14 protein-coding genes are annotated in these 16,805 nt (G+C 63.1%); all 14 read right to left on the bottom strand.

What is annotated here, in order from left to right; genetic code table 11:
* Position 1: 1 nt before the first annotated feature.
* The 14 genes from pdeM to BMX59_RS00640 all read right to left on the bottom strand — a co-directional run bounded on the left by pdeM (position 2) and on the right by BMX59_RS00640 (position 16,697).
* Positions 2-652 (bottom strand): ligase-associated DNA damage response endonuclease PdeM, encoded by a 651-nt coding sequence (gene pdeM / locus BMX59_RS00705; RefSeq protein WP_093119314.1) that lies wholly within the window; start codon positions 650-652, stop codon positions 2-4.
* Complete coding sequence (locus BMX59_RS00700) at positions 652-3,132, bottom strand: ligase-associated DNA damage response DEXH box helicase (protein ID WP_093119312.1); 2,481 nt, start codon at positions 3,130-3,132, stop codon at positions 652-654. Before BMX59_RS00700 ends, pdeM begins: the two co-directional genes overlap by 1 nt.
* Before the next feature lie 56 nt (positions 3,133-3,188).
* On the bottom strand, positions 3,189-3,953 hold the full coding sequence (locus BMX59_RS00695) for an ABC transporter ATP-binding protein (protein ID WP_016973168.1): 765 nt from the start codon (positions 3,951-3,953) through the stop codon (positions 3,189-3,191).
* A gap of 13 nt (positions 3,954-3,966) precedes the next feature.
* Positions 3,967-5,085 carry a succinylglutamate desuccinylase/aspartoacylase family protein gene (locus tag BMX59_RS00690; protein ID WP_093119310.1) on the bottom strand — a complete coding sequence of 373 codons (1,119 nt, stop codon included), beginning with the start codon at positions 5,083-5,085 and terminating at the stop codon, positions 3,967-3,969.
* 9 nt (positions 5,086-5,094) lie between these two features.
* Entirely contained in the window at positions 5,095-5,805 is a 711-nt protein-coding gene (locus BMX59_RS00685) for an ABC transporter permease (RefSeq protein ID WP_071488822.1), read from the bottom strand.
* Positions 5,802-6,530 (bottom strand): ABC transporter permease, encoded by a 729-nt coding sequence (locus BMX59_RS00680; RefSeq protein WP_071488823.1) that lies wholly within the window; start codon positions 6,528-6,530, stop codon positions 5,802-5,804. Before BMX59_RS00680 ends, BMX59_RS00685 begins: the two co-directional genes overlap by 4 nt.
* A gap of 57 nt (positions 6,531-6,587) precedes the next feature.
* Positions 6,588-7,367 carry a transporter substrate-binding domain-containing protein gene (locus tag BMX59_RS00675; protein WP_014717255.1) on the bottom strand — a complete coding sequence of 260 codons (780 nt, stop codon included), beginning with the start codon at positions 7,365-7,367 and terminating at the stop codon, positions 6,588-6,590.
* A gap of 250 nt (positions 7,368-7,617) precedes the next feature.
* A complete protein-coding gene (locus BMX59_RS00670; protein ID WP_093119308.1) occupies positions 7,618-9,252 on the bottom strand; it encodes an ATP-dependent DNA ligase in 1,635 nt (544 codons plus the stop codon).
* A complete protein-coding gene (locus tag BMX59_RS00665) occupies positions 9,249-10,253 on the bottom strand; it encodes a ligase-associated DNA damage response exonuclease (RefSeq protein ID WP_093119306.1) in 1,005 nt (334 codons plus the stop codon). Before BMX59_RS00665 ends, BMX59_RS00670 begins: the two co-directional genes overlap by 4 nt.
* Before the next feature lie 199 nt (positions 10,254-10,452).
* Positions 10,453-12,894 carry a penicillin acylase family protein gene (locus BMX59_RS00660; protein ID WP_093119303.1) on the bottom strand — a complete coding sequence of 814 codons (2,442 nt, stop codon included), beginning with the start codon at positions 12,892-12,894 and terminating at the stop codon, positions 10,453-10,455.
* Positions 12,895-12,997: 103 nt separating this feature from the next.
* The gene (locus tag BMX59_RS00655; RefSeq protein ID WP_071488827.1) at positions 12,998-13,642 is read right to left on the bottom strand and encodes a glutathione binding-like protein; all 645 of its coding nucleotides are present in this window, start codon (positions 13,640-13,642) and stop codon (positions 12,998-13,000) included.
* 105 nt (positions 13,643-13,747) lie between these two features.
* The gene (locus tag BMX59_RS00650; protein WP_093119300.1) at positions 13,748-14,533 is read right to left on the bottom strand and encodes an ABC transporter ATP-binding protein; all 786 of its coding nucleotides are present in this window, start codon (positions 14,531-14,533) and stop codon (positions 13,748-13,750) included.
* Positions 14,530-15,588, bottom strand: coding sequence for a FecCD family ABC transporter permease (locus BMX59_RS00645; RefSeq protein ID WP_092241205.1), 1,059 nt, complete (start codon positions 15,586-15,588; stop codon positions 14,530-14,532). The genes BMX59_RS00650 and BMX59_RS00645 overlap by 4 nt, the downstream gene beginning before the upstream one ends.
* Positions 15,585-16,697, bottom strand: coding sequence for an ABC transporter substrate-binding protein (locus BMX59_RS00640; protein WP_071488830.1), 1,113 nt, complete (start codon positions 16,695-16,697; stop codon positions 15,585-15,587). The genes BMX59_RS00645 and BMX59_RS00640 overlap by 4 nt, the downstream gene beginning before the upstream one ends.
* Positions 16,698-16,805: the final 108 nt, after the last annotated feature.

The raw sequence follows: 16,805 nt of genomic DNA, 5'->3' as shown, positions 1-16,805 counted from the left end.
CCTAGCCCACTGGCCACACCTCCTGATCACCGACCACATAGAGTCGGTGGTCATTGGCCTGTTCCACCGCAAAGCCACCGGTAAACGCACCGAACGCCGGCAACAAGCTGACCCGCGTCCCGATCTGAAAGCAGGGCAACCGTAGGCTTTGCCGGCCCTTGCCGCGCAAGCGGTACACCGGATGCACATGCCCCGCCAGCACGTGGTGGCTGGGGTGGGCGTCAGGTTCGTGCTGCAAGGCAAAGGGGCCCATCAGCAGTGGTTCCGCAACCACTTCAATCCTCAGGTCCAGCGGCGGGTCACCGGCGCGTTTATCGTGATTGCCGCGCACCAGCGTCAGGGCCAGCGCGGGATGGCGCTCGCGCCAGGCCCGCAAGGCGCCCAGGGTGCCGCTGGCGTGAGAGCCGGGACCATGCAGGAAGTCGCCAAGAAAGATCACCTGCGCGCACCCATGCGAAGCGAGCAGCCGGTCCAGCCGCTCCAGATTGGCAGTGGTGGTTCCTTGCGGCACCGGCTGCCCCAGGCTGCGGTACGCCGAGGCCTTGCCAAAGTGCGCATCGGCAATCAACAGGCACCCGCGCGCAGGCCAGTAGATCGCCTTGTCTGCCAGCAACCACAATTGCTCACCCTCAAGCGTTATCGAACAGACCATCAGCGCTTCCCGTTATCCGCGACTTTTTCCAGGTCCTTGACCATCCTTGCAATACGCTCCGAGAGTTTTTCCGAACTCATGCTTTCGCGCATCCGCTCGACCAGCAGCGGAAAGGCCAGGGGAGTCGGCCGTTCGATCCGGTGCAGGTCCAGCTTCAACGCCGACAGATGACGCAACGCCACTTCCAGCCGACGAATATCCAACTCATCGCGCAGAACTTCTTCCCCAGCCTGAGTCAGCAACAGGTTCTGCGGGTCGTACTGTTTGAACACCTCGAAGAACAGACCGCTGGACGCCTGCACCTGCCGCGTACTTTTCGGCGCACCGGGGTAGCCGGCGAACACCAGCCCGGCGATGCGTGCGATCTCGCGAAAGCGGCGCAGGGCTAGTTCCCCGGCATTCAGGCTGGCGGCCACGTCTTCCAGTAGGTTCTCAGGACTCAGCAGCGTGTCATTCAACAACACCGGCCAATCCACAGGCGTGGCGCTCAGCAACTCCAGCCCGTAGTCATTCACGGCAATCGAAAACGTCACCGCCTGCCCCTGGCTCACCCGCCACGCCAACAGACTCGCCAGCCCCAGGTGCACCTGGCGCCCGGCGAACGGATAAAGAAACAGGTGCCAGCCTTCCCGCGATTTCAGCGCTTCGGCCAGCAGATGCTCGCGTGTCGGCAGGCCCGACCAACGCAACTGCGTCTGTAACAACGGTTGCACCGCTTGCATTTCCGGCCCCTTGAAATGCCCGTGCGCCGCCGCATCAAAGCGCTCCACCACCGCCTGGGCCAGCTCGTTGGAAAGTGGCATGCGCCCGCCATTCCAGCGCGGCACGGCGGCTTTTTTGGCGGTGCTGCGGCGCACGTAGGCGGTCATGTTTTCCACGCGCACCAGCTCCAGCAGACGCCCGGCGAACAGGAAACCATCCCCGGGCTTGAGCCGCGCAATAAAACCTTCTTCGACACTGCCCAGGTTCTTGCCGCCCCCGCCCTTGCTCCAGTATTTCAAATGGATGCTCGCGTCACTGACGATGGTGCCCACGCTCATGCGGTGACGGCGCGCCAGACGGGCATCGGGGACACGCCAGACGCCCTGTTCGTCCGGCTCTACGCGACGGTAATCCGGATAGGCCGTCAGCGACAGGCCGCCATGGCGCACAAACCCCAGGGCCCATGCCCAGTCTGCGTCCGTGAGGTCACGGTACGCCCAGGCCCCGCGCACTTCCGCCAGCAGCGCATCTGGCGTGAAGCCACCGCCCAGCGCCATGCTCACCAAATGTTGTACGAGTACATCCAACGGTTTGTGCGGCGATTCCCGCGCTTCGATGCGCCGCTGGGCAATCGCATCCTGGGCCGCCGCCGCTTCCACCAGTTCCAGGCTGTGGGTCGGCACCAGCGTCACCCGCGAGGGCCGCCCCGGCGCGTGCCCCGAGCGCCCGGCGCGTTGCATCAGGCGTGCGACGCCTTTGGCCGAGCCGATCTGCAGCACCCGTTCCACCGGTAGGAAGTCCACCCCCAGGTCCAGGCTGGAGGTGCACACCACGGCCTTGAGCTGGCCATCCTTCAACGCCCGTTCCACCCAGTCGCGGGTTTCCCGAGACAGCGAGCCATGGTGCAAGGCAATCACTCCAGCCCAGTCGGGCCGGGCGTCCAGTAACGCCTGGTACCAGATTTCCGACTGGGCCCGGGTATTGGTAAACACCAGGCAACTGCTGCTGCTTTCGACCTCGGCCACTACCTGGGGCAACATCTTCAAGCCGATGTGCCCGGCCCAGGGAAAGCGCTCGGCGACCGGCGGCAGCAAGGTGTCGACCTTTAACTCTTTGGCCGTTTGCCCCTGTACATTGATCCCGTCGCCTTGCGGGACTAACACCTCCAAGGCATGGGATTGGTTACCCAAGGTCGCCGAAATGCCCCACACTATCAGTTCCGGATGCCAGCGCCGCAGCCGCGCCAGTGCCAATTGCAACTGCACGCCGCGCTTGTTGCCGATCAATTCATGCCATTCATCCACGATCACCATGCGCAGGTGCGCCAGGCTCACCTGGCTGTCGGCGCGGGCCAGCATCAGGGTCAGGCTTTCCGGGGTGGTCACCAGCGCGGTCGGCTGGCGACGGGTCTGGCGAGCGCGCTCGCTGCTGCTGGTGTCGCCGGTGCGCAGGCCGATGCTCCAGGGAATCTGCAAGGCTGCAAGCGGTGCTTCGAGGGCGCGGGCGGTGTCGGCCGCCAGGGCACGCATGGGCGTGATCCACAGCACCGTCAGCGGTTCAGCGGGTGGTTTACGTTTACCCACAACAGGCGGGCGAGTGATGGCAAAGCGATTGAGCGCCGCAAACCACAGCGCGTAGGTCTTGCCGGCGCCGGTGCTGGCATGCAGCAACCCCGACTGGCCGCCCTTGACCGCCGCCCACACCTCTTTCTGAAAAGCGAACGGCTTCCAGCCTTTGGCGGCAAACCACTGGTTGGCGAAGTCGATGGGTTTTGCCATGGGGCGGCGGAACTCTGGAAGGTCTATTCCACAGACCTTCCAGAGCGCGCAAAGGTTTACTTCAAATTGCCACTCAGGAACTGCTGCAAACGCTCGCTCTTCGGATTGCCCAGCACATCCTCCGGCGCGCCTTGCTCTTCCACCAGGCCCTTGTGCAGGAACAGCACCTGGCTCGACACCTTGCGCGCAAAACTCATCTCGTGGGTCACCATGATCATGGTGCGACCTTCCTCGGCCAGGCCCTGGATCACCTTCAACACTTCGCCCACCAGCTCCGGGTCGAGGGCCGAGGTAGGCTCGTCGAACAGCATCACCTCCGGCTCCATCGCCAGGGCGCGGGCGATGGCGACGCGTTGCTGCTGGCCGCCGGACAGGAACGCCGGGTATTGATCGGCCACGCGTGCCGGCAGGCCGACCTTGTCGAGGTAGCGACGGGCACGGTCTTCGGCATCCTTCTTGCTGCAACCCAGCACCCGGCGCGGAGCCATGGTGATGTTTTCCAGCACGCTCATGTGGCTCCACAGGTTGAAGTGCTGGAACACCATGGCCAGGCGCGTACGCAGGCGCTGCAGTTCGGCGTCATCGGCCACGCGCATGCCGTGGCGGTCGCTGACCATGCGGATCGGCTGGCCGTCGAGGGTCATCGCGCCGTCGTTGGGGGTTTCCAGGAAGTTGATGCAGCGCAAAAAAGTGCTCTTGCCCGAGCCACTGGCGCCGATCAGGCTGATCACGTCACCGGTCCTGGCCTTGAGCGACACACCTTTGAGCACCTCATTGTCGCCATAGCTTTTATGCAGGCCTTCAACGGTCAATTTGTACATGGGGCGTGCATCCTCAAGGCGAAAGTAGGTAGCCGCTGCGGTAGGCCTCTAAGCCTGCGACATGGCCGATGACCATCCCGGCAGTGGCCATGCGGCGCAGCGAACGGGCGTAAAGCAGGCCGGCCTTCTGGCAGTGCACGGGCGTTACGCGGTCGGTAATGGGGTCGATGATTTCGGCGATCAGTTGCCCGGCTTCCAGGTATTCACCGGGCAGGGCGCTGAACACCAGCAGGCCGCCCACCGGCGTCGCCACCGGTTCAACGCCGGCCAGCGGCGTGGCGGGGTAGGGCAGGTCCGGCAGTGGTGCGACATCGCCGGCAATGGCGCCGAAGTGAACCAGGTAATCGATGATCGCCTGGCAGTCGAGCGCCGCCAGGCCATGGTTGACGTCACCTTGGCCGCGCAGCTCGACGGTCACCGACAAGCTGCCCATGGGGATCGGGAAGCGCTCGCCGAAGCGTTGCTGCAACTGCCACCACACCAGGGTGAAGCACTCATCGAAGGATTGCCCGCCGGAGTCGGTGGCGAGCAAATTCGCCTCCGAACCGATATACCGCGCCAACGGTTCCACCTGTGGCCAGGCTTCGGGCGTGGTGTACAGATGCGCCACGGCTTCGAAGTCGCAATGCAGGTCCAGCACCATATCGGCGTCGCAGGCCAGGCGTTGCAGCACCAGGCGCTGGGACTGCAGTTGGGTGTCGGCGCTTTGCTCTGCGAGGGCGCTGGACAGCACGCTGCGGATCCGTTCGACGTTGTGCCGGGGATCATCCCCGAGTAACTCCTCGACCTGGTCACCCACCGCTTCACCGAGGTCGACAAACCGGCGATTGAAGTTCTGCCCGCTTTCAAGTTCGTAGCGGCCCAGCGGGATGTCCATCAACACCTGTTCCAGGCCGACCGGGTTGGCGATGGGCACCAGCACGATTTCACTGCGCAGGCGACCGGCGGCGGCCAATTTCGCCAACTGCACCTTGAGGTGCCAGGCCACCAGCATGCCCGGCAGTTCATCGGCATGCAGCGATGACTGGATGTAAATCTTGCCCTCGGCCTGCTCCGGGCCGAAGTGAAAACTGTGAATCTGCCGTGCCGTGCCGGGCACCGGCGCGATCAACTCATGAATCTGATGCCGCATGAACGCTCCTTAATGGCTCGGCCCGAGAAAGGCCAGCCAACGGCGCTCCGCCAGACGAAACAGACCGACCAGGGCAAAGGTCACGGTCAGGTAGATCAGCGCAGCGATACCGAATGATTGAAAGGTCATGAAGGTGGCCGAGTTGGCATCCCGCGCCACTTTGAGGATGTCGGGGATCGTCGCGGTGAAGGCCACCGTGGTCGAGTGCAGCATCAAAATCACTTCATTACTGTAGTAGGGCAGCGAGCGCCGCAGCGCTGATGGCATGATCACGTAGGCATAGAGCTTCCAGCCGCTCAAGCCGTAGGCCTTGGCCGCCTCGACTTCACCATGGGCCATGCTGCGGATCGCCCCGGCGAAAATCTCCGTGGTGTAGGCGCAGGTGTTGAGGGCGAAGGCCAGGATGGTGCAGTTCATCGCGTCGCGAAAGAACGCATCCAGCAACGGTTGTTCGCGCACGGCGGCGAGGCTGTAGATGCCGGTGTAGCAGATCAGCAACTGGATATAGAGCGGCGTGCCCCGGAACAGGTAGGTATAGAACTGCACCGGCCAGCGAATCAGGCGCTTGCGCGACACGCGGGCAATGGACAGCGGGATTGACACCAGGAAGCCGATGACCAGGGCGGCGCTGAGCAACCACATCGTCATGGCCAGGCCGGTGATGTGCTGGCCGTCGCTATAAAGGAAGGGGCGCCAGTATTCCTGCAAGAGTTCGATCATCGCACGGCCTCCCGGGCGCCAGCGGAGTAGCGACGTTCAAGGCGGCGCAAGACGAAGTTGGACGCGCTGGTGATCAACAGGTAGATCAATGCGGCGAGGACCAGGAAGTAGAACAGTTGGTAGGTGCTCTTGCCGGCATCCTGGGCGGCCTTGACCAGGTCGGCCAGGCCGATGATCGACACCAGGGCCGTGGCCTTGAGCATCACCATCCAGTTATTGCCGATACCCGGCAGGGCAAAGCGCATCATTTGCGGGAAGGTCACGTAGCGAAACCGCTGCCCGCGCTTGAGCCCATAGGCGGTAGCGGCTTCCAGCTGGCCACGGGGCACCGCGAGGATCGCGCCGCGAAAAGTCTCGGTGAAATACGCCCCGTAGATAAAGCCCAGGGTGATCACCCCGGCGCTGAACGGGTCGATCTCGATGTATTCCCATTCCATGAAGTCGGTCAGGCCGGTAAGCCAGGTTTGCAGGCTGTAGAAAATCAGCAGCATCAGCACCAGGTCGGGCACGCCGCGAATCAGGGTGGTGTAGAGCTGGGCGGGGATGCGCAGGAAGGGCAGGCTGGAAAGTTTGGCGCTGGCGCCGAGCAGGCCCAGCACCACGCTGACGGCCAGGGACAGCACCGACAACTTGATGGTCATCCAGGTGCCTTGCAGCAACAGCGGGCCGAAACCCTTCAGGCTGAGCGCGCTCAACCCGAGGGTTTGCAACAGTTCTTCGAACATAAATCAGGACCTATGGCGATAAAAAAGCGCCCCTCCCAGGGAAGGGCGCTCCAGGCATTATTTGCCGCTGTACAGGTTCAGATCGCCAAAGTGTTTCTTCTGGATGGTGGCGTAGGTGCCATCATCGTGTAACGCTTTGATACCTTTATCCAAAAGCGCCTTCAGTTCAGTGTTACCTTTTTTGATACCGATGGCGGTTTTCGACGGCAGCAAAGGGTCGTCGATGGCCGCGCTGACTTCGTAACCGGCACCGGCCGGCGACTTCAGAAAGCCCAGTTCGGCTTGCAGCATGTCCTGCACGGAGGCGTCGAGACGGCCGGAGGTCAGGTCGGCGTACACCTGGTCCTGGTTGGCGTAGGCCTTGGTGGTCACACCGGCTTTATCCAGCACGGCCTTGGCGTAGGCTTCCTGGATGGTGCCCTGCTCGTAGCCTACGGACTTGCCCTTGAGAGACTCAGGTGTCGAGTAGCCCGCGCCTTTCTTGAACACCAGCGAGGTCGGGCCAGAGAACAGTTCGCTGGAGAAGTCGATGGCCTTTTCACGCACCGGGGTCACGGTCATGGACGAAATCACGCCGTCGAACTTGTTGGCTTTCAGGCCTGGAATCATGCCGTCGAAATCGCTTTCGACCCACTTGCACTTCACTTTCAGCTCGGCGCAGATCGCATTGCCCAGGTCGATATCGAAGCCCACCAGGCTGCCGTCCGCTGCCTTGGATTCGAATGGCGCGTAGGACGGATCGACACCAAAACGCAGTTCCTTGTATTCCTTGGCCGTGGCTACACCCGCGGCCATGCACAGAGCCAGTGCAGAAAGGGTCAGCAATGCTTTTTTCATTATGTAATCCCTGGAAACCAAGATAAGCGCTTGTGGCGCGTTTAGGACTGTTACTGAACGGTGTCAGACGGATCACAAGTAGCAATTTCTGCACCATAGTTCCGAATGAGCGTTTTAAAAGGTGGGACAAGGGAGATCTGAGTGTAGGAGATGCCCGAAAATGGGCGCTGAAAACTGGGTGCACCATTTCGGGTCGTAAAGGAATTCAGATGTTGGAGGGGGCTTGCCCCCTCCCACCAGTTGATCGGCGTCAGGCCAGCAGGTCTTGCAGAGTGGCAAGGCTGTCGGCCTCATCCACCGCCTTATCCTGCCGCCAGCGCAACATCCGCGGAAACCGCACCGCAATCCCGCTCTTGTGCCGCTTGGACAAGGCAATGCCCTCGAACCCCAGCTCAAACACCATGCTGGGCGTGACACTGCTCACCGGGCCGAATTTCTCTACGGTGGTTTTGCGCACAATCGCGTCGACCTTGCGCATTTCTTCATCGGTCAGCCCGGAATAGGCCTTGGCAAAGGGCACCAGTGAGCGTTCGCTGCCGGGCGGTCCGTCCCACACCGCGAAGGTGTAGTCGCTGTAGAGGCTGGCGCGCCGACCGTGGCCGCGCTGGGCGTAGATCAACACCGCGTCGACGCTGAACGGGTCGACCTTCCACTTCCACCACACGCCCATGTCCTTGGTGCGGCCGACGCCGTACAGGCCATCGCGGGCCTTGAGCATCATGCCTTCCACGCCCAGGCTGCGCGAAGCTTCGCGTTGTTCGGCCAGCGCTTGCCAGGTGGTTGCGTTCAGCAACGGTGAGGCGAGCAATACCGGTTGGTTGCACTGGGTGACCACCTGCTCAAGCTGGGCGCGGCGTTCGGCCTGGGTATGGTTGCGCCAGTCGTCGCCCCGATGTTCCAGCAGGTCGTAGGCCAGGATTGCCACCGGCGCATCCTCCAGCACTTTCTTGCTCAAGGTCTTGCGGCCGATCCGCTGTTGCAGCAGGGCGAAGGGTTGCACTGTGTCCTTCCACACCACGATCTCGCCGTCGATCACCGTGCCGTCCGGTAACCCACTCACCAGGCTGTGAAGTTCGGGAAAACGTTCGGTGACCAGCTCTTCGCCACGGGACCAGATCCACAGGCGCCCGTCGCGCTTGACCAGTTGTGCGCGGATGCCATCCCATTTCCATTCCACCTGCCAGTCGGTGGGGGCACCGAGCAGCGCGTCGAATTGCTCCACCGGTTGCGCCAAGCCATGAGCCAGGAAAAACGGATAAGGCTGGCCGCCCCGTTGTGCATGCTCGTCGGACGATTCGGCAGCGATGAGCTTGAGGTAGCCCTCAGCGGTCGGACGATTGGACAGGTCGGTGTAGCCCACCAACCGCTGCGCCACACGCTTGCTGTCGAGATCGGCCATGGCGGCGAGGGCACGGGTAACCAGCAACTTGGACACGCCGACGCGAAAGCTGCCGGTGATCAATTTGATGCACACCATCAAGCTGGGTTGATCCAGTTGCGCCCACAACGCCGGCAGGCGCTCAGCCAATTCCAGGGGAGGCAAGCCGCGCAATGGCAGGAGTTTTTCCTCCAGCCATACGGCCAGGCCGTCCTCTGAGGTGTAGGTAGATTCTGGCAGCAGCAGGGAAATGGTCTCCGCCAGGTCACCCACTGACTGGTAGCTTTCCTCGAACAGCCACGGCTCGATGCCGGACGCTTCTGTGGCCATGTCCCGCAGCAGGCGCGTCGGCACCAGTTGCCGTGGCCGTCCGCCGGACAGGAAATACACGGCCCAGGCGGCATCTTCTGGCGCGGCATCCCGGAAGTAGGCTTGCAACGCAGCCAGCTTGGCGTTGCTGGAAGTGGTGGCGTCGAGATTCGCGTACAGCTCGGCAAAGGCCTTCATGCGCCGGCCTCTTCTTCGTCATCGCCGTATTCGGTGGTGAAGCCCTGGGCATCCAGACCTTTTTCCCGCAGATGGCGCACCAATACGCTGACAGAACCGTGGGTGACCATCACCCGCTCGGCGCCGGTCTGCTCGATGGCCCACAACAGGCCGGGCCAATCGGCGTGGTCCGAGAGCACAAAGCCCCGGTCGACTCCACGCCGCCGCCGGGTGCCGCGCAGGCGCATCCAGCCACTGGCGAAGGCGTCGCTGTAGTCGCCGAAGCGTTTGATCCAACTGCTGCCGCCAGCGGAGGGTGGGGCGATGATCAAGGCTTGGCGCAGCAATGGGTCGGTCTTGTTGAAGTCGCCGGCGTAGAGGGTTTCGGGGATATGGATGCCGGCCTCGCGGTACACCCGGTTCAACGGTTCGACCGCGCCGTGGCTGAGGATGGGCCCGATGCTGGCGTCAATGCCATGCAGGATACGCTGGGCCTTGCCGAACGAATAACAGAACAACACGCTGGCCTTGCCGGCGGCGATGTTGGCCTGCCACCAGTCGTTGATCCCGGCGAAGATCTGCGCCTGGGGCTGCCAGCGGTAGATCGGCAGGCCGAAGGTGGATTCAGTGATAAAGGTGTGGCAGCGCACCGGCTCGAACGGCGCGCAAGTGCCGTCGGGCTCGACCTTGTAGTCACCGGACGCGACCCAGACTTCGCCCTGGTATTCCAGGCGCACCTGAGCCGAGCCGAGCACATGCCCGGCCGGGTGGAAACTCAAGGTGACGCCGTGGTGCACCAGTGGCTCGCCGTAGGCCAGGGTCTGCAGGTTGATGTCCTGGCCCAGCCTGGAGCGCAGGATGCCTTCGCCGGGGGCCGCCGCCAGGTAGTGCTGGTTGCCGGTGCGGGCGTGGTCGCCATGGGCGTGGGTGATGACCGAGCGTTCCACCGGCCGCCAGGGGTCGATATAGAAATCTCCGGCGGGGCAGTAGAGGCCTTCGGGGCGGGCGATGACAAGGTCCATGGGGTGACCGGGGGAGGTGGGCTTGTTACTTATGAGGCGGGTGTGGGCTGGGAAGTTCTATCTGAATGCATGCAGTCCAAATGTGAGAGGGGGCTTGCCCCCGATAGCGGTGTATCAGCTAGCCAAGGTGCAACTGACCCACCGCAATCGGGGGCAGGCCCCCTCTCACATTAGATCCAGGTTTTTCAGGAAAGCCGGGTTACTTGCCGGGTGTCAGGGTCAACCTGGCCTTCCCGTACACCTTCTCGAAGTTCTGCGGCTGCATCGGGAAGCTCAGGTATTGCGCCTTGAGCGACGGGTCGATGCCATTGGCATAGTTCGGGCTGGCCGGGTTGCCGGACTGGCCGATGCCACCCTGGCCCATCATCGGTTCCACCTGGCCGAAATCGACGATCAGGCGCAGCGCGGGCACCTGGGTGGTGGCGAAGTCCTGTCCCCAGTTGTAGGGCGCCGGGTTCAAGGTGTTGTGGTCGCCACCGGAGGCCAGTGGGCCACGAATCACCTGGCCACTGGCGTTTTTCCAGGTGGTGGTGTGCAGTTTGCCCCACTGCCAGGCCTTGTGGTCGGCGCCCAGCTGACTGTCGCCGGCGCTGATCGCGGCGGCCAGGCTGCGGGCGAGAATCGCCGGTTTGTCTTCTTTCTGCGGCGTACGCACGTCATCCCAGAACGGGCTGTCTTCGCGGCCCAGCAAGTGATCCGCCTGGGCGGCATAGGACAGGCTGGCGTTGCTGACAAAGGCTTTCCAGCTGGCGCTGTTTTCCGGACCCAGCTCGTCGAGGAAGATCTGTTTGGTGCTTTCCTGCAGGAACAGTTCATAGAGCGCAGCGTCGGCGGAGGTCGACACCAGGCGACCGTCGAAGGCCATCAGGCGACCCAGCGCTTCACGGGCCTTGGCCTGTTCCGCCGCCGGCAGTGCGTCAATCGCCTGTTTCAGCGGCTGGGCCATGCCCGGCGCCTGGAACATGCTCTTGAGTTTGGCGGCGAAGGTGGTGGTCTGGTCGTACTGCATGGCGATCAGGCTGCGGCTGTCGTGCTTGCCGGCATTGGCCAGTTGCGCCAGGCGCTCGCTGCGCTCCGGGGCGTCCCAGGAATTGGACAGTTGCATGCCATAGCCACGCGGCGCGGTGCGCTGGTTGGCGGTGCCGATCCAGCCTTGGGCCGGGTCCTGGTCATAGGGGTGCAGCATGGCGTCGGCGTAGCCATCCCAGTCGAACCGTGTGTCCCAGCCCGGCGACGGCAGCAAGCCTTCGCCTTCGCGGCGGTTGGGGAAACGGCCGGTGACTTGCCAGCCAATGCTGCCGGCGTCGGCGAAGATCATGTTCAACGCGATGGCACGGATTTCCCGGGTTGCGTCCGAGGCCTTGCCGATGGTTTGCGCGCGGGACAGGTCGAAGAACGCATCCAGGCTCTTGTCGTCCTTGAAATCGGCGGTTTGCAGGGCCAGGCCCAGACCGGTTGTCAGCGCCTGGCTGCTGTTGAGCAGGGCGCCGTGACGGGTTTCGTACACCACTTCGCGGATCGAGCGCTGGCCTTTGACGAAGTAGGTTTCGTTACGCACGCCCGCCGGCAGCCATTTGCCGTTGTTCTCGTAATACAGCGCACTGCCCTGGCGTCTGACTTTTTCGAGGAACAGGTCTTGGGTGTCGCCCTTGACCGTGCTCATGCTCCACGCGACTTTGCCGTTGAAGCCGGACAGCAGCGTCGGCAGGCCGGCAATCGAAGCGCCGGCGGCCTGGTATTTCGGTGCGCGGATCTGCACGTAGCTCCACGGCGACGGTGCCTGCGGCTGGGCGGCGAGGTCGCCCGCCAGCAGGCTTTTACCGCTGCGGCTGCGCTGTGGGCCGATCGCCCAGTTGCTTGAGGTGGTGACCGCCAGGGCGTTGAGGCTGCCCAGTTGCTGGCTGACCGCGTCCAGCCCGGCCAGGCCGGTGATCTGGCCCAGGTTCACGCCCTTGAGTTTTTCGGCCTCGGCCAGCGGGATCGCTTCATCCGGCGCGCTAGGGGTGAGCCAGGCGAGTTTGTCGACGCCGACTTTCTGCGCCAGCACCAGCGACGAAATCTCTTCCTGCAGGTTGGCCGACTCGCTGAAATTCAGCAGGCAGAACAGCAGCGCCGAATCTTCCGGCTTCCAGTACTCGGGCTTGTAGCCGGTCTGGGCCAGGTCCGGCGGCAACTTGTCGCGGTAGCGGAACAGGTAGGCGTTGACGCCACGCGCATACACTTCAAAGAAGCGCTTGAGACGCGGGCTGGAGGCGTTGTACAGCTCGCCGGCGCTTTTCTTCAGGTTGACCGCGCGCATGAAGCGGTCGACATCCAGCACTTCAGGCCCGGACATTTCCGCCAGGCGGCCCTGGGCCAGCAGGCGCAGGGTGACCATCTGGGTGATGCGATCACTGGCATGCACGTAACCGAGGCTGAACAGCGCGTCATGGAAGGTGTTGCTTTCGATCAGCGGCATGCCCTGGGCATTGCGGCGTACCGATACATTCTGCGCGAGGCCTTTGATCGGCTGTACGCCGGCAACCGGCGGCAGGGTGTCCTGGGTGCTCTGGAGCTGGCAACCGGCCAGGCTTAACGCGCTGGCCACTGCCGCGGCAACGCCGAACCGGGGAAGAAAATGTGAGAGGGCTGGCGAGGCCATGGCAAAGCTCCTGCGGGGGGGTAGCGTCAGTAAAGGCGCTACGTTAGTGAGCGCGGCGAAACGACGCAAGCGGGAGCCATGCCTTATTTTCAGCAATTGCGTATCAAGACTTGGGCGGGTTGACTTTCTGCACCAGCTCATACGCCCGGACCGTCGCCGGCCGTTCCTTGATGCTGTTGAACCAGCGATGCAGGTGTGGGAAATCTTCCAGGCGCTGGCTTTGCCATTTGTGGGAAACAATCCAGGGGTAGATCGCCATGTCGGCAATGCTGTAGTCCTCGCCCGCGACGAACGCACGGTCCGCCAGGCGCCGGTCGAGCACCCCGTAGAGGCGTGCGGTTTCATCCACGTAGCGTTTGATCGCGTAGGGGATTTTCTCCGGGGCGAACTGGCTGAAGTGATGATTCTGCCCCGCCATCGGGCCCAAGCCGCCCATTTGCCAGAACAGCCATTGCAGTACTTCCTGGCGACCGCGCAGGTCTTTTGGAATGAACTGGCCGGTTTTTTCCGCGAGGTACAACAGGATCGCGCCGGACTCAAACAGGGAAATCGGTGCACCGCCGTCGGTCGGGGTCTGGTCGACGATGGCCGGGATGCGGTTGTTGGGAGCGATCTTCAGGAAGTCAGGCTTGAACTGTTCACCCTGGCCGATGTTGATCGGGTGCACCTTGTAGGGCAGGCCGGCTTCTTCCAGGAACAACGATATTTTGTGGCCGTTGGGGGTGGTCCAGTAATACAGGTCGATCATGAAGCTCTCCAAAAGTGGTGATGCTTGAACGGATGCCTGTAGGTATAGGTAATGTTGGGCGTGCGAAAATTCAATGAAACATTTGCGCATACCCTTAGAAGCAAATCAAAAAGCGCCATCCACCAACACCTGCAGCGACTGCTCTGAACAGCGCTCGATGCGCGCCCGCACGCGATACACCTCGGCAAACAACAGCGGATTAAGCACCTCGTTTGCTGCGCCACTGGCGTACAAGCGACCTTGGCGCAGCACGGCAATATGGTCGGCAAAACGTGCGGCAAGGTTGATGTCGTGCAACACCACCACGGCGATCAGGTTGTGTTCGCGCACCAGCCCACGCACGCACTCCATGACTTTCAATTGGTAATTGAGGTCGAGGGCGCTGGTGGGTTCGTCCAGCAGCATCACTTGGGGGCGCCGTGCAATCAGTTGTGCGAGGCTGACCAGTTGGCGTTGGCCGCCCGACAGCGTGTTTAACCACTGATCGGCCAGGTGCGCGATGCCAATGCGCTGCAATGCCTCGAAGGCTTCGCGCAGACAGGCGTCGTTGGACAATGGAAGGCCGTCCACAGAGGTGACGCGCAACGCAGCAATCACGCTCTCCATTACGCTGAGGCTCAGGCCCGGTGGCAGGTTCTGCGGCATGTAGGTCACACGCCTGGCGCGCTCGGCCACGGACATGGCTGACAGGTCGAGGTCACCCAGTCGTACGACACCGTGCATCTTTTCCAGCCCGGCCACGGCGCGCAGCAAAGTGGACTTGCCGGCGCCGTTGGGGCCGATCAGGGCGGTCAGGCTGCCGTGGGGCAAGGTCGGCAGGCTCAGGTCATGCACGATCTGCCGGCGGCCATAACTCACATTGGCGTTGCGTACGCTTAACCCTTCGCTCATAACTGCCTCCCGCGCTTGAACACCAGCATCACGAAAATCGGCACGCCCACCAACGCCGTGACGATGCCCACCGGCACGCTCATACCGGGCATGATCAGCTTGCTGGCAATCGACGACAGCGCCAGCAACAGCGCGCCGGTCAGGGCGCTGGCCGGCAGCAGGAAGCGCTGGTCTTCACCCACCAGGATCCGCGCGATATGCGGACCCACCAGGCCGATAAAGCCGATGGTGCCGACGAAGGCCACGGCGGTAGCCGACAACAGGCTGATGCGCAGCAACGAGAAAAACCGCAGGCGCTTGACGTCCACGCCGAAGCTTTGCGCGCGGTCTTCGCCCATGCGCAGCAAGGTCAGGCGCGGTGCGGCGGCGAAGGAAAACGGCAACACCACCGCGACCACCAGGGCCAGGATACCGAGCTTGTCCCAGTTGGCCCGGGTCACGCTGCCCAGGGTCCAGAACACCAGTTGTTGCAGCACGTCCTCGGTGGCCACCAGTTGCAACAAAGCCACCACCGCGTTGCAACTGAATACCAGGGCGATGCCGAACAGCACCAGGCTCTCTACGCCGGCGCCCCGCAGGCGCGACATGGCTTGCAGCAAAAACACCGAGGCGGCGGCGAAGATGAACGCCGAAATGGAAATCGCCGTGTTGGCCGACACCCACAAGGTCGTCACCGGAAACACAATCACCAGGGATGCCCCCAGCGCCGCCGCCGACGACACGCCCAAGGTAAACGGGCTGGCCAGCGGGTTGTTCAAGATCGCCTGCATCTCCGCCCCGGCCAGCGACAACGCACAGCCCACCAGCACCGCCATCAACGCGTAGGGCAGGCGCACGTTCCAGATGATCACCTGGTCGGTGGCGCTGAGGTGGGACGGGTGCGCAATCCCGTCAAGCAAGGCCAGCAGGCCCATGCCGGACGGGCCGCTGGCCAGGTCCACCAGCATGGCGCACACCAGCGCCATGCCCAGTAGCGCCAATAGCCAGGCACGCCGCGCCAGCAGGCGGCGATAGCCGTGGGTGGCTGAGGCGAGGTCGAGGGTTTGCGTGGTCATTTAGAGGTGTCGATCCAATAGGCACCCTGCAACGGCATCCCCAGGAATTGCTGGTTGATCTGTTCCATGGTCGCCTGCGGGTCCAGCTTGGCGAACAAGTGCGGATGCACCCATTTGGCCAGCGACTCAATCGCCAGCAGGTTGTACGGCGAGTTGTAGAAGTCATGCCACAGGCCGTGGGCATTGCCTGCGCGGATGGCACGCAGGTTGGCGAACTCGGGGCGCGCCAATACGCGGTCAAAGGCTTCACGCGCCTCGTCATGGCTCACGCCGGCACCCAGGATCAGCCCCGGCTTGTGGTTACCGGTGGCGACATAAATATCCGGGTCCGCTTTCAAGGCGTATTCCACGCTGATATCCCCCAGTGCCCCCGGTACCACATCGGCGGCGATGTTGCGCCCGCCCACCAGCTTGATCACTTCCCCCATGCCGCTCTTGCCCGTGGTGTGCCCCGGGGCTTGCCAGGCGCCGGCCAGCAGTTCGAGGAACACGCTCGGACGCGGGCCGGCCGGCAAGGTGGCGACCGCGTCGGTGATGACCTTGAGGTGCTGGTCATAGAAATCCAGGAAGGCCTTGGCCTGGGCTTCGCGCCCCAGCGCCTGGCCCAGCGCGTTCATGCTGGTGTGGGTGCCTTGCACCGGGTTGATGCGAAAGTCGACGAACAGCACCGGGATGCCCGCCTTGGCCAGCACATCGGCGACCGGGCTGTGTTCGGTCGGGCCGTGGCCGGAAATGCTGAACACCGCCAGGTCGGGTTTGAGCGAGAGGATTTCCTCGGCGCTGACGCTTTGTTCCGACGCCTGGCCGATCAGCGGGATGTCTTTCACGCTGGGAAATTTCGCCACGTAGGCGTTATAGGTGTGCTGGTCCAGCAGCTTCAAATCGTTCTGCCAACCGACGATGCGCTGGAACGGCGCATCGCGGTCCAGCAGGGCAAACGCCGAAATCAAGCGGCCTTCACCGAGGACCACGCGTTTGACGTTGTCCGCCACGTCGACCTTGCGCCCCAGCACATCGGTGACTTCATGGGCGGCAGCGGTTTCGGCATGGCCGAGGACCAGCGCGGCGAACAGCACGCACAGCTTGAGGACATTACGGGGTTTCAACATGGCAGGAACTCCAGGTGAAGGCGGCGCATCAGGTATCGCTCCAGCGCCGCAAGGGGTTGTGAGGCAAGGCGGCCAGGCAGGTGTCGACTTCGCAGGCGTTGAGCAGTG

It is taken from the genome of Pseudomonas sp. NFR09 (assembly GCF_900111535.1).
Classification (GTDB): domain Bacteria; phylum Pseudomonadota; class Gammaproteobacteria; order Pseudomonadales; family Pseudomonadaceae; genus Aquipseudomonas; species Aquipseudomonas extremorientalis.
The sequence above is the reverse complement of the archived record's forward strand: the minus strand, read 5'-3'. Positions and strand labels throughout refer to the sequence as shown.

Bases quoted from the DNA above. Each gene is read 5' to 3' on its own strand.
- pdeM (WP_093119314.1), bottom strand. From the start codon at position 652: ATGGTCTGTTCGATAACGCTTGAGGGTGAGCAATTGTGGTTGCTGGCA.
- BMX59_RS00700 (WP_093119312.1), bottom strand. From the start codon at position 3,132: ATGGCAAAACCCATCGACTTCGCCAACCAGTGGTTTGCCGCCAAAGGC.
- BMX59_RS00695 (WP_016973168.1), bottom strand. From the start codon at position 3,953: ATGTACAAATTGACCGTTGAAGGCCTGCATAAAAGCTATGGCGACAAT.
- BMX59_RS00690 (WP_093119310.1), bottom strand. From the start codon at position 5,085: ATGCGGCATCAGATTCATGAGTTGATCGCGCCGGTGCCCGGCACGGCA.
- BMX59_RS00685 (WP_071488822.1), bottom strand. From the start codon at position 5,805: ATGATCGAACTCTTGCAGGAATACTGGCGCCCCTTCCTTTATAGCGAC.
- BMX59_RS00680 (WP_071488823.1), bottom strand. From the start codon at position 6,530: ATGTTCGAAGAACTGTTGCAAACCCTCGGGTTGAGCGCGCTCAGCCTG.
- BMX59_RS00675 (WP_014717255.1), bottom strand. From the start codon at position 7,367: ATGAAAAAAGCATTGCTGACCCTTTCTGCACTGGCTCTGTGCATGGCC.
- BMX59_RS00670 (WP_093119308.1), bottom strand. From the start codon at position 9,252: ATGAAGGCCTTTGCCGAGCTGTACGCGAATCTCGACGCCACCACTTCC.
- BMX59_RS00665 (WP_093119306.1), bottom strand. From the start codon at position 10,253: ATGGACCTTGTCATCGCCCGCCCCGAAGGCCTCTACTGCCCCGCCGGA.
- BMX59_RS00660 (WP_093119303.1), bottom strand. From the start codon at position 12,894: ATGGCCTCGCCAGCCCTCTCACATTTTCTTCCCCGGTTCGGCGTTGCC.
- BMX59_RS00655 (WP_071488827.1), bottom strand. From the start codon at position 13,642: ATGATCGACCTGTATTACTGGACCACCCCCAACGGCCACAAAATATCG.
- BMX59_RS00650 (WP_093119300.1), bottom strand. From the start codon at position 14,533: ATGAGCGAAGGGTTAAGCGTACGCAACGCCAATGTGAGTTATGGCCGC.
- BMX59_RS00645 (WP_092241205.1), bottom strand. From the start codon at position 15,588: ATGACCACGCAAACCCTCGACCTCGCCTCAGCCACCCACGGCTATCGC.
- BMX59_RS00640 (WP_071488830.1), bottom strand. From the start codon at position 16,697: ATGTTGAAACCCCGTAATGTCCTCAAGCTGTGCGTGCTGTTCGCCGCG.